Origin of the sequence: Streptomyces spiramenti (assembly GCF_012034385.1) — a bacterium.
Classification (GTDB): Bacteria; Actinomycetota; Actinomycetes; order Streptomycetales; family Streptomycetaceae; genus Streptomyces; species Streptomyces spiramenti.
The window spans coordinates 1-15,883 of record NZ_JAAVJB010000113.1 but is presented as its reverse complement, the minus strand read 5'-3'; the positions used below and the strand labels follow the sequence as shown (position 1 = coordinate 15,883).

Here is a 15,883-nt window from a genome sequence, read left to right as displayed (position 1 = left end):
CCCCCCCCCCCACGGTCGCGGTGGCTAGAGCGCCACGCCCAGCAGTGCGTCCACCGCCCGTGCGGCGACGCCGGGGGCCCCCTCGTCGTCCCCGCCGTGGGCAGCCTGCGCCGCGGCCCAGCGGTCGAACGCGGCCAGCGCGGTCGGCGCGTCGAGGTCGTCGGCGAGTGCCTGCCGCATCTCGGCGAGGAGCGGCAGCGCCGAGGGCCCGTCGGGCCGCGACACCGCGGCGCGCCAGCGCGCCAGCCGTTCCGTCGCGGTCACCAGCACCTCGTCGGTCCACTCCCAGTCGGACCGGTAGTGGTGGGCGAGCAGCGCGAGCCGGATGGCGGCCGGTTCGACACCGTCCCGGCGCAGCTGCGAGACAAGCACCAGGTTGCCCCTCGACTTCGACATCTTCTCGCCCTGGTAGCCCACCATCCCCGCGTGCGCGTAGGTGTGGGCGTAGGGGTGGCTGCCGGTGAGCGCCTGTGCGTGGGAGGCGCCCATCTCGTGGTGGGGGAAGACCAGGTCGGACCCGCCGCCCTGGACGTCGAAGCCCATGCCGAGGGTCTCCAGGGCGATCGCCACGCACTCGATGTGCCAGCCGGGGCGTCCCCGGCCGAGCGAGCCGCCGTCCCAGGAGGGCTCGCCCGGGCGGGCGGCGCTCCAGAGCATGGGGTCCAGCGGGTTCTTCTTGCCGGACCGGTCGGGGTCGCCCCCGCGCTCGGCCGACAGCGCCCGCATGGTGGCCTGATCGTAGTGGGAGACCTCCCCGAACCGGGGGTCGGCGGCGACGGAGAAGTAGATGTCGCCCTCCAACTCGTACGCGGCCCCCTGCTCGCGGAGCCGTTCCACCAGCGGGACGATGCGCGGTATGGCCTCGACGGCACCGACGAAGTGGTCGGGGGGCAGCATGCGCAGGGCGGACATGTCGTCGCGGAAGAGGGTGGTCTCGCGCTCGGCGAGCGCGGTCCACTCCTCGCCGGTGGCTCGGGCGCGCTCCAGCAGCGGGTCGTCGATGTCGGTGACGTTCTGGACGTAGACGACTTGGCGGCCGGAATCGAGCCAGACCCGCTGCACGAGGTCGAACGCGGTGTAGGTGGCCGCGTGGCCCATGTGGGTCGCGTCGTAGGGGGTGATGCCGCAGACGTAGATCCGGGCGACGGGCCCGGGAACGGGCCGGTCGGGCCCGCCCGTCGCGGTGTCGTGGAGCCGCAGGTCAGAGCCCTGACCTGGCAGGGCGGGGACTTCGGAGGCGGGCCAGGCATGCATGGGAAGAGCCTAACCGGCGGCCCCCGGCCGGCACTATCGGTACCCGGCCGGGGAGGCACCGGCCGGGGGGAGGCACCGGCCGGACGGGCCGGGGCGCGGCCGTCGCCAGCTCCTGTCTGGTGAATCGCGCCGGTGAGGCCCGCAGTCTGTGGTGCGGTGGATCGCGAGGCGGAGCATCGCAGCTCGAACCGGTTGCGCTCGCGCGATGCTCCGATGCGGCGAGATGCCGCGCGAGGCGCCGCGGGCCGGGCGGGATTGACCAGACAGGGCCTAGACGGGGGGCCAGGGCACGGCGGGCCAGTCTCCGCCGGGGAGCGGGTGCACGCCGTCTGCACGGAGCGCCGCGACCCGAGCGCGCAGCGCCGCCAGTTCGCGCGGGGAGACGAGCCGGGCGAGCCGGGCGGCGGTGGGTTCGCCGTCGGCCAGCCGCGCGTCGAGCGCGGCCAGGGCTTCGTGCGCCTCGGCGTCGAGCGGCTCCCCCGCCCAGCCCCAGAGCAGGGTCCGGAGCTTGTTCTCCGTGTGGAAGGTCACCCCGTGGTCGATGGCGCGCAGCCCGCCGCCGGCAGCGGTCAGCAGATGGCCCCCCTTGCGGTCCGCGTTGTTGATCACCGCGTCCAGCACGGCCAGCCGGCGCAGGTCGGGGTCGTCGGCGTGGACCAGCAGCGCAGTGCGGTCGGGCGCCACCTGGGCATACCCCACGGCCCGCCAGCCGGGGCCGGGCTCGTCCCCGTCGACCAGCGCCAGCAGCGACTGCACGGCGGGCCCGCCGGCCTCCGCCGTCGCCGCGCCGGGGTCGGCGGTCGCGGTCGTCCCGGAGGGGAGGTGACCGGCGGGGGCGGTGACGGGTACGGCGGTGCCGTCGTCCGCATCGTCCGCGCTCCCCGCGCGGTCCTCGCCCCCGGGGCCCTCCGCGCCGGGGGGCGGGGGTCCGACCCACTGCTGGCACATGCCGGGTCCGTGCGGGCCCTCACGCAGCACCGTGGGCGGCACCAGCTCCCAGCCCATCGCCCGGCACACCTCGCCCGCCGCGACCTCGCGGGCGGCGAGCGTGCCGTCGGGGAAGTCCCACAGCGGCTGCTCCCCGGCGACCGGCTTGTAGACGCACCCCGTGCTCCGCCCCTCGGCGGTCACCGTGGCGTAGAAGACCGCGTTCGAGGCTCCGGTGAGCCGGCCGCGTACGGCCAGGGAACCCGTGGTGAGGAGTTGCTCGACCTCCTGGGGAGTCACAGCCGCCGCCGGTAGCCGTTCTGGCGCGGGCAGACGTGGCCCTCGGGGTCCAGCGGCAGGTTGCAGAGCGGGCAGGGCGGACGCCCGGCGTTGACGACGTCCAACGCGCGCTTGGCGAAAGCGCGGGCCATGCCGCCGCTGAGGAGGACCCGCAGCATCGGCGGGCCGTTCTCGTCGTCACGCAGCAGGCGCTCCTCGGCCTCGGCGAACTCCTCGTCGGAGTCGGCCTCCAGCTCCACCAGCGCCTGCGCCTCCACGACCAGCCGCTCGGCGTCGCCGTCCCAGGCCAGGGCCATGGTGCCGACCCGGAACTCCTCGTCCACGGGGGTGCGAAGGGGGTCGGTGTCGGCGATGTCGGAGGGGGCGACGGCCGGTACGGCGGTCTTGCCCCCGGATCGGCGGACCACCTCGTCGAGCAGCTCGTCGACCCGCTCGGCCAATGCTTCGACCTGCGCCTTCTCCAGGGCGACGCTGGTGGTGCGGCTGCCGTCGGTGGCCTGGAGGAAGAAGGTGCGGCGACCGGGCAGTCCCACGGTGCCGGCGACGAAGCGGTCCGGAGGGTCGTAGAGGAAAACCTGACGGGACACCTGTTCCGCTCCGTGGGGTCGACGGTTGATTCATGGGCACCCTACTGCGGGCGGGGATCACCGCGCGCCCGGCCCGGCGGCGCGGCGCCCTCCGCGGGCAGGCCCGGTGTCCGGTCCTCGTCCCTCCTCCACCCCGTGACGACCCGATCCGCCCCGCTCTTCTCTACGCTGGGGGCATGCGCATGCGCCCCACCCTGAGGTGGACCCCGGTCGGGGACCCGCTGCCCGCCACCACCGACCCCGCTCCGGCCGCCGAGCTGCTGGACGCCGGCGGCGTGCTCGTGCTCAGCGGCGCGGGGCTCTCGACGGAGTCGGGCATCCCCGACTACCGGGGCGAGGGCGGGAGCCTGAGCCGCCACACGCCGATGACCTACCAGGACCTGGTCTCCAGCCCGCAGGCCCGCCGCCGCTACTGGGCCAGGAGTCACCTCGGCCTGCGCACCTTCGGCAGGGCCCGCCCGAACGCGGGGCACCTGGCCGTTGCGGCTTTCGAGCGCCACGGGCTGCTGTCCGGGGTCGTCACCCAGAACGTGGACGGGCTCCACCAGGCCGCCGGCAGCGCGGGGACCGTCGAGCTCCACGGCGGGCTCGACCGGGTCGTCTGCCTGGCCTGCGGAGCCCGCACCCCTCGCGGCGAGCTGGCGGCACGACTGACGGCGGCCAACCCCGGTTTCGACCCGGTGGCCGCCGCGATCAATCCCGACGGCGACGCCGACCTGACCGACGAGCAGGTCGGGGACTTCAGGGTCGTCGACTGCACCGGATGCGGCGGACTGTTGAAGCCGGACGTGGTGTTCTTCGGGGAGAACGTACCGGCCGAGCGGGTGGAGCACTGCCGGAACCTGGTGCGGCGGGCGGAGTCGCTGCTGGTCCTGGGCTCCTCCCTGACGGTGATGTCCGGGCTGCGGTTCGTCCGGCAGGCCGCCGACGCGGGGAAGCCGGTGGTGCTGATCAACCTCGCGCCGACCCGGGGCGACCGGCACGCCCGGGCCCGGGTCGCCCTCCCGCTGGGGCCGACGCTCACGGGGCTCGCCGGTCGGCCGTCGACTGGATAACGCGCCGCGGCCCCGGGGGTTACGGGCGACGCGCCGGGCTCCCGCGGGCCACCTCAGCCGTAAGCTCTCCGCATGGCTACCCTGCTCCTCCTCCGCCACGGTCGCACCGCCGCCAACTCCGACGGGATCCTCGCCGGTCGCACTCCCGGGGTGGGGCTCGACGCACACGGCAGCGAGCAGGCCGCCGCCGTCCCCGGGCGGCTGGCGGGAGTGCCGCTGGCAGCCGTGGTCCACAGCCCGCTCCAGCGCTGCCGGGAGACCGTCGCCCCGCTGCTGGCCGCCCGCCCGGAGACGCCCGCGCGGGCCGAGGAGCGGTTCGTCGAGTGCGACTACGGCAGCTGGACCGGCGGCAGGCTGCGGGAGTTGGGCGAACACCCCCTGATGGAGACCGTGCAGCGGCAGCCCTCGGCCGCCGTCTTCCCCGGGGGCGAGTCCCTGCGCGCCATGGCGCACCGGGCGGTCGCCGCGGCACGGGAGGGCGACGCGGCCGTCGAGGCCGAGCACGGCGCGGAGGCGGTCTGGCTCGCCTGCACCCACGGCGACATCATCAAGGCCGTCGTCGCCGACGCCCTCGGTCTCCACCTGGACCTCTTCCAGCGGATCAACGTCGGCCCCGGTTCGCTCACCGCGATCCGGTACACCGCCGAGCGCCCGTTCCTGCTGCGCCTGGGGGACACCGGTGCGCAGCGCGTCCAGCCGCTCCTCCAAAGCGACACCCGCGGGCACCAGCGACAGCGTGGTCACGCCGGCGTCCGCGTACGCCTGCATCCGGTCGGCGATACGCTCCACGGGGCCGAGCAGCGTGGTGGAGTCGATCAGGTCGTGCGGTACCGCCGCGGCGGCGCCCTCCTTGTCCCCGGCGAGGTAGCGCTCCTGGATCTCGGCGGCGGCCTTCTCGTACCCCATCCGCTGTGCGAGGCGGTTGTAGAAGTTCTGCTTGCGGCTGCCCATGCCACCCACGTAGAGCGCGGTGTAGGAGCGGAACTGGTCGGCGAGGGAGGTCACGTCGTCGCCGACGGCCATGGGTACGGAGGGCACGATGTCGAAGCCGTCGAGGGTGCGGCCCGCGGCGGTGCGGCCGGCGCGCAGCGGCGCGAGGGTGGTCTGCTCCGCGTGCTCGGGTGCGAAGAAGACGAGCAGCGCGCCGTCCGCGATCTCACCGGTCTGCTCCAGGTTCTTGGGGCCGATCGCGGCGATGTAGAGCGGGATGTGCTCCCGCACCGGGTGGACGGTGAGCTTGAGCGGCTTGCCGGGTCCGTCGGGCAGCGGGAGGGTCCAGTGCTCGCCCTCGTGGCTGAGTCGCTCGCGGGCCATGGCCGTCCGCACGATCTCGACGTACTCGCGGGTGCGGCCCAGCGGCTTGTCGAAGCGGACGCCGTACCAGCCCTCGGAGACCTGGGGCCCGGAGACGCCGAGCCCGAGCCGGAACCGGCCGCCGGAGAGGGAGTCCAGGGTCGCGGCGGTCATGGCCGTCATCGCGGGAGCGCGCGCGGGGATCTGGAGGATGGCGGACCCGACGTCGATCCGCTCGGTGTGGGCGGCGACCCACGAGAGCACGGTCGGCACGTCCGAGCCGTAGGCCTCGGCGGCCCAGCAGACCGCGTAGCCCAGCCGGTCCGCCTCGCGGGCGACCGCGAGGTTGTCCGCGTCCATACCGGCTCCCCAGTAGCCGAGGTTGATACCGAGGCGCATCCGTTCTCCTTCGTCGCGGTGGGCGGCCTCCCCCGGTGCTACCGGTGGGTAACCTGTAGGCACTCCGGACTGTAGCCTGTCCCGCAAGTACGCTCAACGCCCATGGAGCCACGGCATTTGGGCCGCACCGGCCTGCGCGTTCCCCCGTTGGGCCTCGGCACGCTGACATGGGGACGCGAGGTCGGCGAACGCGACGCCGCGGAGCTGCTGCGCACCTTCTGGCGAGCGGGCGGCACCCTCGTGGACACCGCCGACGTCTACGCCGACGGCGGCGCGGAGTACATGCTCGGTCGGATGCTCGGCGGGTTCGTCCCCCGCCGCGACCTGGTGATCGCCACCAAGGCGGGCAGCGTCGCCGACCCGCACCGCCGCGTCGACGGCTCGCGCAGCCACCTCCTGAACTCGCTGGACGCCTCGCTGGCGCGGCTCGGGACCGACTACGTGGACCTGTGGCAGCTGCACGCCTACGACACCACCACGCCCCTGGAGGAGACGCTCCAGGCGGTCGACGACGCGGTGCGCAGCGGTCGGGTGCGGTACGCCGGGGTCACCGGTTACTGCGGCTGGCAGCTGGCGAAGGCCGGCACCTGGCAGCTGGCCGACGCGGGGCGCCGCTGCCGGCTGAGCACCACCCAGATGGAGTACTCGCTGCTCCAGCGAGGTGTCGAGCGGGAGGTCCTGCCCGCCGCCCTGGACCTGGGGATCGGGCTGTTGCCGTCCTCACCGCTCGGGCGCGGCGTCCTCACCGCCAAGTACCGCGGTGGCGCACGCCCTGCCGGCTCGCGCGCCGCCTCCGACCAGCTGTCCGCGTTCGTGGCGCCCTACCTGGACCAGAAGGCGGGCCGGGTGGTCGACGCGGTCCGCACCGCGGCCGACGGGCTCGGGGCGACACCGCTCCAGGTGGCGCTGGCGTGGGTGCGCGACCGCCCGGGGGTCGTCGCGCCGCTGGTCGGCGCGCGAACCGCCGCGCAGCTCGACGCCGCCCTGTCGGTGGTGGACCTTACGCTTCCCCAGGAGATCCGCCGCGCGCTGGACGATGTGTCGGCGCCGGTGCACCATTACCCCGATCAGGACTGGAGCACGCTGTGACCGATGGCAGCCCGGCGGCGGACGACGGGCAGCGGCCCGCGGCGAAGGCCGAGGAGCTGATGGCCGCGGTCCGCGCGGTGGAGAAGGGCGAGCGGCCGGCGACGGAGTTCTTCGCGGCGCCCGCACCCCGGACCCGACAGCGGACAGGGCCCGCGACCGGTTCCGCGCGGCGGCCCCCGGCGGGCGCTTCCCCCGCCACCGGCCCCGCGGTACCCCGGGCGACGGGCCCGGTGGCCCCGGGCACGCCCGCCGAGGGGCTCGCCGCGCTGCTCGCCGAGAGCGGCGCGCCCGGCTCGCTGGCGGGCCCGGTCACCGGCGCTCTCGGGCCCCGCGCCGCCGAGGTGCTGCGTGCCGACCCGTGGACGCTGCTGGCGGCTCCGGGCGTCCGACCGGCGCAGGCGGACGAGTTCGCCCGAGCCCTGCTGGGCGACGGCTGCGGCCCGGACGACGAGCGGCGCACCCGCAGTCTGGCGGTGTGGCTGCTGGAGGGCGCCGCCCGGCGGGGCCACACGGTCCGCACCCCCGAGGAACTCCACCGCGACCTCGCGGCCCACGCCGTCACGGACGGCGACGCGGCGCTGGAGGACGCCGTGGAGGCGGGCGCGGTGCTCGCCTTCCAGGAGCCGGTGCCGGGAGCCGAACCGGACGAGGAGGGCGAGCTCCCCTCGCGCACCCTCTTCGGGCTGGACCGCTGCGCCGTCGCCGAGGAGGGGCTCGCGGACGGCCTGCTGCGGCTTCGCGCCACCTGCCCGCCCCCGGGGGCGACGGTCCCTGACGGTCATGACGACCGCGCCGCCGGGGACACCGACGGCGCCGAGGGCACCGGGGGCGACGCGCCAGCGACCGAGGACCCGGGCGCGACGGAGGGCGCCGGGGACGGCTCTCCGGCGCCGGACGTCCCGGTGGACCGCACAGCCGGTTGGGGGCGGCTGGCGGGCGCCGAGCTCCCCCGAGCCGCCCGGGAACTGGCCACCGCGACTGCGGGTCACGGCGTCGTGGTGCACACCGGAGGCCGAACAGCGCGCGCCGAACCCGTGGAGTTGGTCCGGGCCGCGCGTCGCGCGGGGCTGCGGGCCGAGCTGGTGGCCCACGCCCCCGGTGACGAGGAGGGCGCGGGGGACGTCGTCCCGCGGGCACTCGCGGCGCTGCTGACCGGCGCCGAAGCGGTCCCGCGGGACGAGGAGGGCGCGCTGGCGCTGGACCTGCTCGCGGTCCTCGACGCCGAGCAGCTGGACACCGAGTCGGCCGCCGCGGTGGTCGAGGCGCTGCCCGACGGTGCGCGGCTGGTACTGAGCGGCGAGCCGGGGCTCCTCGGCCCGGCCGGGCCGGGCCAGCTCCTCGCGGACCTCCTCACCTCCCGGGTCTGCCCCCGGGTCGCCTCCCGCACCCCCGACGAGGGGCCGGTCGGCGAGCTGGTGTCGTTGGTCGCCACCGGCGAACTCGCGCGGGTCGACGCCCCCGGCAACGAGGTGGTCGTCGTCCCCGCGCAGGACCCGGGCGAGGCGGTGCACCGCACCGTGCAGCTGGTCACCGAGTCCATTCCGCGAGCGTTCGGCGCGGGCCCGGCCGACGTGGTGGTGCTGACCACCGCCCACGGCGGCCCCTGCGGCACGCGTGCGCTGAACGCCGCCGTGAAGGAGCGGGTGAACCCGGGGCCGGGCAGGTTCGGCGGGTTCGACCCCGGCGACCGCGCCGTCTGGTCCGCCGGTGTCGGGCACACGGTGTCGGGGACGGTCCTGGAGGCCGACTCCACGACACGGAGCCTGGTCTGCGAGACCCTGGAGGGGCGGGTCACGGTGCCCGCCGACGAGGTGTCGCTGCGGCACGGCTGGGTGCTCACCGCCCACCAGGCGGCCGGGCGGTCCTGGCCCGCGGTGGTCGTGGTGGTCCCCGGCGACGCCGGTGCGCTGCTCGACCGGGCATGGGTCCACACGGCCTTCAGCCGGGCGCGCCGCCACCTCTCGGTGGTGCAGGGCGCCGGACCCGCGTTGGCGGCTGCGGTCGCGGCGGCACCCCGCCCCCGGGCCACCCGTCTGGCAGAGCTGTTGCACCAGGGCGCGGCGGAGGCCGCGGCGGAGGCCGCGGCGGAGGAAGACTGAGCGCCGTGGTCCGCGGCACGAGAGGAGCGAGGCGATGAGCAACGAGGTCCAGGTCACCTTCGACGCGCGCGATCCCAGAGCGCTGTCGTCCTTCTGGCGGGACGTGCTGGGTTACGTCCACCCCGCGCCACCGGGTGTGGACCTGCCGGAGGGCGCCGACCCGCTGGCGGCGTGGGACGAGTTCCTCGCGGGGATCGGCGTTCCGGAGGCGGAGCGCAACGCGAGATCGGCGATCGAGGACCCGGCCGGACGGGGGCCGCGACTGTTTTTCCAGCAGGTGCCCGAGGAGAAGACGATCAAGAACCGGGTCCACCTGGACGTCCGTGCCGCCCCCGGGCTCCGGGGCGGGGAGCGGATGGACGCGCTGGAGGCCGAGTGCGCCCGGCTCGTCGCCCTCGGCGCGAGCCGGGTGCGCCGTGACGAGCCGGAGCCCCCGATGAGCGCGGGATTCATCGTGATGACCGACCCCGAAGGCAACGAGTTCTGCCTGGACTGACCGCCCCTTGCGCGACGGCGGTCCGGGTCGGTGCCGCCGGTCCGGACCGCCGGTCGGGCGGGTCCCGCGACTGCGGGCCCGCCGGGCGCTCAGAGGCTCTCGATGTCGTCCTCGTCGAACGCCTCGCTGATGTCGAAGCGGCAGATCACCCGCTCCGGGTCCACGTTGTCGAACGGTGCGGGCAGCCACTCCCCCGGCTCCGTCGCTTCCTCGCCGGCGGCGACCCAGGTGGTCGCGTCGCCCTCCTCCAGCCCGAACTCGGCGTGGCGGGTGGCGATCTCGTCCGGTTCGAACTCGCCGAAGAGGACTCCGACGGCGGCGTGCAGGCTCTGTCCGGCTCCCACGCCGACGGCTTCGTCCTCGTCCACCGACTCCGGGTCGAGATCGGCGACGCGCTCGGCCTGCGCCAGCAGCCTGCGGGGGTCGGTCACGGTGTAGTCCCGGCGGATGTAGACGCTCAGCACCTCCGGCTCCTCGGGGCCGTCGTAGTCGGCCCGCCCGTCGGTCGTCGGCACCTCGAAGGGGGTCACCTCGTCGTGGACCTCGTACAGCATCTCGTCGTACACCTCGCCGGCCGCGGCCAGCTCGTTGAAGGCGTTGAACACCTCGGCGTCCGCGGCGGCACCGGAACCGCCGGCGGCGCGCCGCTCCACGGCGTCCAGGTGGCGGTCCAGCGCCTCCTTCAGGGCTTCGGCGGCGGCTCGGACCTCGGCAGCGCTGGGCTGCGCAGCATCAGACATGATGCAGACGGTATCGGCAACCGGGGCCTGCCCGCACAATGGATTCGATGCCGGAATACGAGTTTCGTGATGTCTTCGTGGCGCGCGGGGTCTCCCGCGCCGCCGCTACCCGCCTCCTGACCGAACACGCCGAGTACGGGCACTGGGAACTGGACAGACTCCGGCTGTTTCCGGACGGCAGCAGACGAGTGCGACTGCGGCGCAGAGTGATCCGCCAGGTGCGCGCCACCTGGTGAGCCGGGCGCGTCGCGGGGGTACCCGGGCGGGGCTGCCGCCCACCGGCGGCACCGCCGGGCGCGTCCGCCGCGTCGAGCACTGCACCCGCGCGCCGGTGGGCGCGCTTCACACCTGAGCGCCGGTGGGCGCGTGTGCTCTTGTCCGGAGCTCCTTCCGGGTGGGGGCGCGTCGCGCCGGGCGGCGACGCGCATGGCGAAGGCCGGGCGACCGCCTCGTCGGAGGGCGGCCGTCCCGGCCTGTTCGGCTGAGGTGCCCGGTGGTCAGGCGTTGGCGCGAGAGCGCCGGTACAGCACGGCGCCACCGGCCAGCAGGCCGGCCGCGAGCGGCAGGGCAGCCGCGGGGGCGATGTCGCTGCCCGTCTCGGCGAGGGCACCCCGGTCGGGCGTCTCACCGCGCGGGCCCTCGGGCGTGCTCGGCGTCTCGGGCGACTCCGGGGTGACCGGGGTGACCGGGCCCTCGGGGGTCTCGGGGGTGACGGGGGTCTCCGGCTCCTCCGGCGTCTCGGGAGTCTCGGGCTCCTCCGGCGTCTCAGGGGTGACGGGGGTCTCCGGCTCCTCCGGGGTCACGGGGGTCTCCGGCTCGCCGGGCTTGCCGGGGTGCTCCGGGACGTCGCCGTTGCCGCAGTCGTTGCCGGTGGCCGGGTTCAGCAGGCCGACGACGGAGACGCTGTTCCCGCAGACGTTCGCCGGGATGTCGACCGGCACCTGCACGGTGTTGCCGGAGCCCACGCCCGGCGAGTTGGAGGCCACGCTCTCCGCCTCGGCGCCCCCGCCGTGGCTGTGGCTGCCGCCCTTCCCGTCGTCCTTGCCGTGGTCGTGCGACGGCGTGGAGACGTTGGCGCAGCTGTTGCCGATCGCCGGGTTGAGCAGACCGATCACGCTGACCGTGTTGCCGCACAGGTTGACCGGCACATGGACCGGAACCTGCACGTTGTTGCCGGAGATGACGCCCGGCGAGTTGGCCGCCACGCCCTCGGCGCCGGAATCGGCGAACGCCGTCCCCCCGGACAGCACCAGCACACCGCCGGCGGCCGCGACGGAGATCAGGCCCTTCCTGGTGACCTCACGCATTGTGGTTGTTCCCCTGCCTAGATACCTCGTGGAAGAGGCGGAGGTGAAAACTCGGAAACCCCCCTCCGCCTCAGGGAACCAGGCGACTCCGGAGCGCACAGCGCTCCGGAGCCGCCCGGCGTCAAGCCCTCATGTCAGTGAGGCGCAACGTCACTTGTTGATGCAGGTGTTGCCGAACGTGGGGTTCAGCAGCCCGATCACGGAGACGGTGTTGCCACACAGGTTCACGGGCACGTGGACCGGAACCTGGACGACGTTGCCGGAGAGGACACCGGGGGAGTTCAGGGCGGCACCCTGGGCACCCGCGTCGGCGACGGCGACGCCCGCACCCGCGAGCACGAGACCGCCGGTGGCAGCCGCGGCGGCGACAACCTTCTTGATCATGCTTCCTCCTCATTGACACAAGCGATTCCCCGGTAGCGGGAACCGCCGCGACCCCCGGTAAGGGATCGCCATCGTCAGTAACGAGGGCAGGCCAACGAAGCTACGAACCCCGGCGGGGTTTCACCCGTCCGGAGGGTTTCGTACGACCGGGCGAATATCGGCGGGTGTGCGGACGGATCACCGACCGCACACCCGTCGGGGTGCCGTCAGCTGGCGTCGAGGAAGCGGTCGAGCACCCGCACACCGAACTGCAGGCCGTCGACCGGGACCCGCTCGTCCACACCGTGGAACATGCCGGCGAAGTCCAGCTCGGGCGGCAGCTTCAGCGGCGCGAAGCCGAAGCCGCGGATGCCGAGGTCGTCGAAGGACTTGGCGTCGGTCCCACCGGAGAGCATGTACGGGACGGCGCGGGCGACCGGGTCCTCGGCGAGGAGCGAGGACTGCATGGCGGCGACCAGGTCACCGTCGAAGCTCGTCTCCAGCGCCTTGTCGGCGTGGACGTCCTCCCGGCGGACCCGGGGGCCCAGCAACTGGTCGAGGTCGGCCAGGAACTCGGTCTCGTGACCGGGCAGGAAGCGTCCGTCGATGTGCGCGGTGGCCTGCCCGGGGATGACGTTGACCTTGTAGCCGGCGCCGAGCTGGGTGGGCGAGGCGGTGTTGCGCAGGGTCGCGCCGATCAGCTTGGCGATGCCCCCGAGCCGGGCGAGGGTCTCGTCCATGTTCTCCGGGTCGAGCTCGACGCCCAGCGCGTCCGAGAGCTCGTCGAGGAAGGACCGCACCGTCGGGGTGACCCGCACCGGGAAGGTGTGCCGTCCGACGCGGGCGACCGCCTCACACAGCTCGGTGATCGCGTTGTCGGTGTTGGTCATCGAGCCGTGGCCGGCGGTGCCGTCCACGGTCAGCCGCATCCAGTGCATGCCCTTCTGGGCGGTCTCGATGAGGTAGAGGCGGAGGTTCTCGTTGACGGTGAAGGAGAAGCCGCCGACCTCGCTGATGGCCTCGGTGACGCCCTCGAAGAGGTCGCGGTGGTGGTCCACCAGGTACCGGGCGCCGTGGGTGCCGCCGGCCTCCTCGTCCGCGAGGAAGGCCACCACCACGTCGCGCGGCGGCTTGCGGCCGGACCGCATCCGCTCGCGGATCACGGCCAGCGTCATGGCGTCCATGTCCTTCATGTCCACCGCGCCCCGGCCCCAGACGCAGCCGTCGGCGATCTCGCCGGAGAACGGGTCGTGCGTCCAGTCCGCGGCGTTGGCCGGGACGACGTCGGTGTGACCGTGGATCAGCAGCGCGGGCCGTGAGGGGTCCTCGCCCTCGATGCGGGCCACGGTGGAGGCGCGGCCGGGGCGGGACTCGAAGATCTTCGGTTCGAGGCCGACCTCGGCGAGCTGTTCGGCCACGTACTCGGCGGCCTTGCGCTCACCGGGCCCGGAGTCGTCGCCGTAGTTGCTGGTGTCGATACGGATCAGGTCGCGGCACAGTTCCACGACCTCCTGCTCGGCGGTGCCGAGATCCTGCTCGCTCAACGTTCCCTCTCCCTTGGCTCGTTGCGTCGCCGTCGCACGCGCGCCGCGGCGCCGGGTCCATGTCCTCGCCGTCCGGCGTCGGCACCGGACGGCGGGTGCGCGTGGCCCCCATCCTCTCCCCCGCGCCGCCGAAGCGGCCGGGTGTCCCGTATCGGCGGGGCGCGCGGCGCCCCCCGCGCCCCGCCGAGGTGATCGGCACGCCCGGGCTTTGCTATGGTTTCCCACGTCGCCGAGCCCGCAGGGCCGCAGGCGGCAGCCCTGTCCGGGTGGCGGAATGGCAGACGCGCTAGCTTGAGGTGCTAGTGCCCTTTATCGGGCGTGGGGGTTCAAGTCCCCCCTCGGACACTGGTGGCACCCCGATGGGGGTCGAGGTTCGCCCCGGCCCCCATCGGTTGTTCCACGGGCCAGGAGGCGAAGCCGAAGTCCGGGCAGCGGTGGTCCGTTCCTCCTCGCCCCGGGCCTCGCGCAACTCGGAGTACGCCGCGAGCGAGCGGACCGAAGGGGCCGGGTGGGAACCCAGTGACCGCGAGGACGCCTCGCCGATCCACCCGATGGGCCGCCACGTCGAGGACGAGGGCTGCCGGGGTGGGTGCGGTGGGGGCTCTCTCCGGTGGTGGACGCACGCCCGCGCGGGTCACCCACCTACCGACCGCGGACGGTAGGTCCACCCCTCGGAGGGCGTGCGGATCCGGCTCGAAGGCACCCCGTCGGCGCAGGGCCCGGCCAGGAGCCGGCCGGGCACTCCAACGGGAGCACACGTCACGATCCTGCCGGAGGATCGCGGACGCGAGGCCGGAGCGGTGAGCCCGCGGTCGCAGGGGCGCGGGTGGCTCGGGTCGCACCGGAGCGGGCCGGATCTCCCCGTTACCCAGGTGCCACCCGGTCGCCGCTGTGAGAACCTCGGTGGCGCCGGACGGGGGTGACGACAACGCCGGAGCCATGTCTTGGCCCGTGTCGCTTGCAGCGGCCCACAGCCCGGCCGGTGAGCGCGGCTCCGAAGAGCCGCGGACGCGGCGGGTACCAGGAATGTGGAGGGGAACCCATGATCGAGATCTCCGAGCCGATCACGACCGAACGACTCGTGCTGCGGCCGTTCACCGCGGCGGACGAAGCCGCGATGCTGGCCTTCGAGTCGCGGCCCGAGGTGGCGCGCTACCTCTACAACGAAGCGCGGACCTCGGAGGACAACGCCCGCGAGCTCGCCGTCCGGCAAGGGCAGACCGCGCTGCGGGATGAGGGGGACACCCTGCTGCTCGCCGTCGAGCTGGACGGCGAGGTCATCGGCTACACGCTGCTGACCTGGCTGAGCGAGCGGCACCGGCAGGGCGAGTTCGGCTACGTGCTGCACCCCGACCATGGCGGGCGCGGTCTCGCCACCGAGGCGGCGCGAGAGATGCTGCGCCTGGGGTTCGAGCAGGTGGGGCTGCACCGGATCATCGGCCGCTGCGACCCGCGCAACGAGGCCTCCGCCAAGCTGATGAGCCGTCTGGGCATGCGGCAGGAAGCGCACTTCGTGGAGTCCGAGATCTTCAAGGGCGAATGGGGCGGCGAGCTGCACTTCGCGATGCTCGCCCGCGAGTGGGAGGCCGCCGAGAGGCCCGGCTGACCGGTCGCCGGCGCCGGGAAACCGGCTGCGGCGCCGCCCCGCCGCTGCCACCCATGACTGCTGTGGACGATCAGATCGCGCGGTGCGACGGCTGGTGGAGTCGGTGGTGGGCCCCGGGCTGCGCGCGCTGTACCTGCACGGCTCGGCGGTGGCGGGCGGGCTGCGGCCGGCCGGCGCCTGGACCTGCTCGCGGTGACCGACCGGCCCCTCGGCGGGGAGCAGCGCGCCCGGCTCGTCACCGGGCTGCTGGAGCGGTCGGGCCCCGCCGCCGGGCCGCGCCCGGCGGCGGAACTGCTGGTCGTCGTGGGCGGGGACGTCGTCCCGTGGCGGTACCCGCCGCGCGCCGATCTGCGGTTCGGCGAGTGGGCTGCGGCGCGCGGTGCTCCGCTACCCGCGCCCCGCGCCCCGGCCCCGCCGACATACCCGACCTGGCGGTGCTCCTGACGGGCGCCCGCTCCGCCGGCCGGGTGCGCGTGGGCCCCGCCGCCGGACCGGGAGCTGCCCACGGTGCCGGCCGGCGACGTGGCGCGGGCGACCGTCGCCGCCGTGGCGGAACTGCTCGCCGAGGTGGCCGACGACCCCCGCAACGCGGTGCTGACCCTCGCCCGGGTGTGGACCACGCTGGCGACCGGTGGGATCCGCTCCGAGGACACCGCCGCCCGCTGGGCGCTGCCCAGGCTCCCGGCTGCGCGGCGGCCGGTGCTGACGCATGCCCTGCGGCTCTACCGCGAGAGCGACTGCGCCGCCGAGTGGTGGCCGGTCGGGCTGCGGCAGCAGGCCCCGGACCACGCAGGCCACCTCGCGGCCGGGATCGCCGCGGCGGC

General features: G+C 74.7%; 15 protein-coding genes, 1 tRNA gene and 2 pseudogenes. 10 read left to right on the top strand and 8 right to left on the bottom strand.

Translation table 11 applies throughout. The features are described 5' to 3' along the window. Positions 1-24 precede the first annotated feature (24 nt). The 3 genes from mshC to HCJ92_RS14495 all read right to left on the bottom strand — a co-directional run bounded on the left by mshC (position 25) and on the right by HCJ92_RS14495 (position 3,068). Positions 25-1,254, bottom strand: a complete 1,230-nt coding sequence (gene mshC, locus HCJ92_RS14505; protein WP_167934000.1) for a cysteine--1-D-myo-inosityl 2-amino-2-deoxy-alpha-D-glucopyranoside ligase — start codon at positions 1,252-1,254, stop codon at positions 25-27. Between the two features lie 270 nt (positions 1,255-1,524). Beyond that, the gene (locus HCJ92_RS14500; RefSeq protein ID WP_420824712.1) at positions 1,525-2,481 is read right to left on the bottom strand and encodes an SCO1664 family protein; all 957 of its coding nucleotides are present in this window, start codon (positions 2,479-2,481) and stop codon (positions 1,525-1,527) included. Next, positions 2,478-3,068 (bottom strand): DUF3090 family protein, encoded by a 591-nt coding sequence (locus tag HCJ92_RS14495; RefSeq protein WP_167933999.1) that lies wholly within the window; start codon positions 3,066-3,068, stop codon positions 2,478-2,480. Before HCJ92_RS14495 ends, HCJ92_RS14500 begins: the two co-directional genes overlap by 4 nt. Positions 3,069-3,244: 176 nt before the next feature. On the opposite strand from HCJ92_RS14495, the gene HCJ92_RS14490 reads away from it, so the two are divergent. Together HCJ92_RS14490 and HCJ92_RS14485 are read left to right on the top strand one after the other, a co-directional pair. Beyond that, positions 3,245-4,123: an NAD-dependent protein deacetylase gene (locus HCJ92_RS14490; RefSeq protein ID WP_167933998.1), complete on the top strand. Its 879-nt coding sequence runs from the start codon at positions 3,245-3,247 to the stop codon at positions 4,121-4,123. Positions 4,124-4,195: 72 nt separating this feature from the next. Further along, positions 4,196-4,804, top strand: a pseudogene (locus tag HCJ92_RS14485) (MSMEG_4193 family putative phosphomutase); the annotation flags it as partial. Here HCJ92_RS14485 and HCJ92_RS14480 read toward each other — a convergent pair. Beyond that, positions 4,796-5,815 (bottom strand): annotated as a pseudogene (locus HCJ92_RS14480) (LLM class F420-dependent oxidoreductase); the annotation flags it as partial. The pseudogenes HCJ92_RS14485 and HCJ92_RS14480 sit on opposite strands and share 9 nt — an antisense overlap. 102 nt (positions 5,816-5,917) lie before the next feature. Between HCJ92_RS14480 and HCJ92_RS14475 the strand changes: the two are divergent. The 3 genes from HCJ92_RS14475 to HCJ92_RS14465 are packed head-to-tail and all read left to right on the top strand — an operon-like array spanning position 5,918 to position 9,499. Beyond that, positions 5,918-6,904, top strand: a complete 987-nt coding sequence (locus HCJ92_RS14475) for an aldo/keto reductase (RefSeq protein WP_167933997.1) — start codon at positions 5,918-5,920, stop codon at positions 6,902-6,904. Next, a complete protein-coding gene (locus tag HCJ92_RS14470; protein ID WP_167933996.1) occupies positions 6,901-9,003 on the top strand; it encodes a helix-hairpin-helix domain-containing protein in 2,103 nt (700 codons plus the stop codon). Before HCJ92_RS14475 ends, HCJ92_RS14470 begins: the two co-directional genes overlap by 4 nt. A gap of 34 nt (positions 9,004-9,037) precedes the next feature. Beyond that, on the top strand, positions 9,038-9,499 hold the full coding sequence (locus HCJ92_RS14465) for a VOC family protein (protein ID WP_167933995.1): 462 nt from the start codon (positions 9,038-9,040) through the stop codon (positions 9,497-9,499). 89 nt (positions 9,500-9,588) lie between these two features. Here the strand turns inward: HCJ92_RS14465 and HCJ92_RS14460 are convergent, their stop codons facing one another. After that, complete coding sequence (locus HCJ92_RS14460; RefSeq protein WP_167933994.1) at positions 9,589-10,239, bottom strand: hypothetical protein; 651 nt, start codon at positions 10,237-10,239, stop codon at positions 9,589-9,591. A gap of 47 nt (positions 10,240-10,286) precedes the next feature. Here HCJ92_RS14460 and HCJ92_RS14455 point away from each other — a divergent pair, with 47 nt between their 5' ends. After that, the gene (locus HCJ92_RS14455) at positions 10,287-10,475 is read left to right on the top strand and encodes a DUF5703 family protein (protein WP_167933993.1); all 189 of its coding nucleotides are present in this window, start codon (positions 10,287-10,289) and stop codon (positions 10,473-10,475) included. 261 nt (positions 10,476-10,736) lie between these two features. Here HCJ92_RS14455 and HCJ92_RS14450 read toward each other — a convergent pair whose 3' ends face one another. The 3 genes from HCJ92_RS14450 to HCJ92_RS14440 all read right to left on the bottom strand — a co-directional run bounded on the left by HCJ92_RS14450 (position 10,737) and on the right by HCJ92_RS14440 (position 13,453). After that, positions 10,737-11,546, bottom strand: coding sequence for a chaplin (locus HCJ92_RS14450; RefSeq protein ID WP_167933992.1), 810 nt, complete (start codon positions 11,544-11,546; stop codon positions 10,737-10,739). Positions 11,547-11,696: 150 nt separating this feature from the next. Next, positions 11,697-11,930, bottom strand: a complete 234-nt coding sequence (gene chpH / locus HCJ92_RS14445; protein ID WP_167933991.1) for a chaplin ChpH — start codon at positions 11,928-11,930, stop codon at positions 11,697-11,699. A gap of 206 nt (positions 11,931-12,136) precedes the next feature. Beyond that, positions 12,137-13,453: a M20/M25/M40 family metallo-hydrolase gene (locus tag HCJ92_RS14440; protein WP_167933990.1), complete on the bottom strand. Its 1,317-nt coding sequence runs from the start codon at positions 13,451-13,453 to the stop codon at positions 12,137-12,139. A 260-nt stretch (positions 13,454-13,713) separates the two neighbouring features. Between HCJ92_RS14440 and HCJ92_RS14435 the strand changes: the two genes are divergently transcribed. The 4 genes from HCJ92_RS14435 to HCJ92_RS14420 all read left to right on the top strand — a co-directional run. Next, positions 13,714-13,798 (top strand) — tRNA-Leu (locus tag HCJ92_RS14435). A 697-nt stretch (positions 13,799-14,495) separates the two neighbouring features. Beyond that, the gene (locus HCJ92_RS14430) at positions 14,496-15,059 is read left to right on the top strand and encodes a GNAT family N-acetyltransferase (RefSeq protein WP_167933989.1); all 564 of its coding nucleotides are present in this window, start codon (positions 14,496-14,498) and stop codon (positions 15,057-15,059) included. A gap of 192 nt (positions 15,060-15,251) precedes the next feature. Beyond that, positions 15,252-15,503, top strand: coding sequence for a hypothetical protein (locus HCJ92_RS14425; RefSeq protein WP_167933988.1), 252 nt, complete (start codon positions 15,252-15,254; stop codon positions 15,501-15,503). Positions 15,504-15,566: 63 nt separating this feature from the next. Then, positions 15,567-15,883 (top strand): aminoglycoside adenylyltransferase domain-containing protein (locus HCJ92_RS14420; RefSeq protein ID WP_167933987.1); only part of this gene is annotated, 317 nt, incomplete at its 3' end.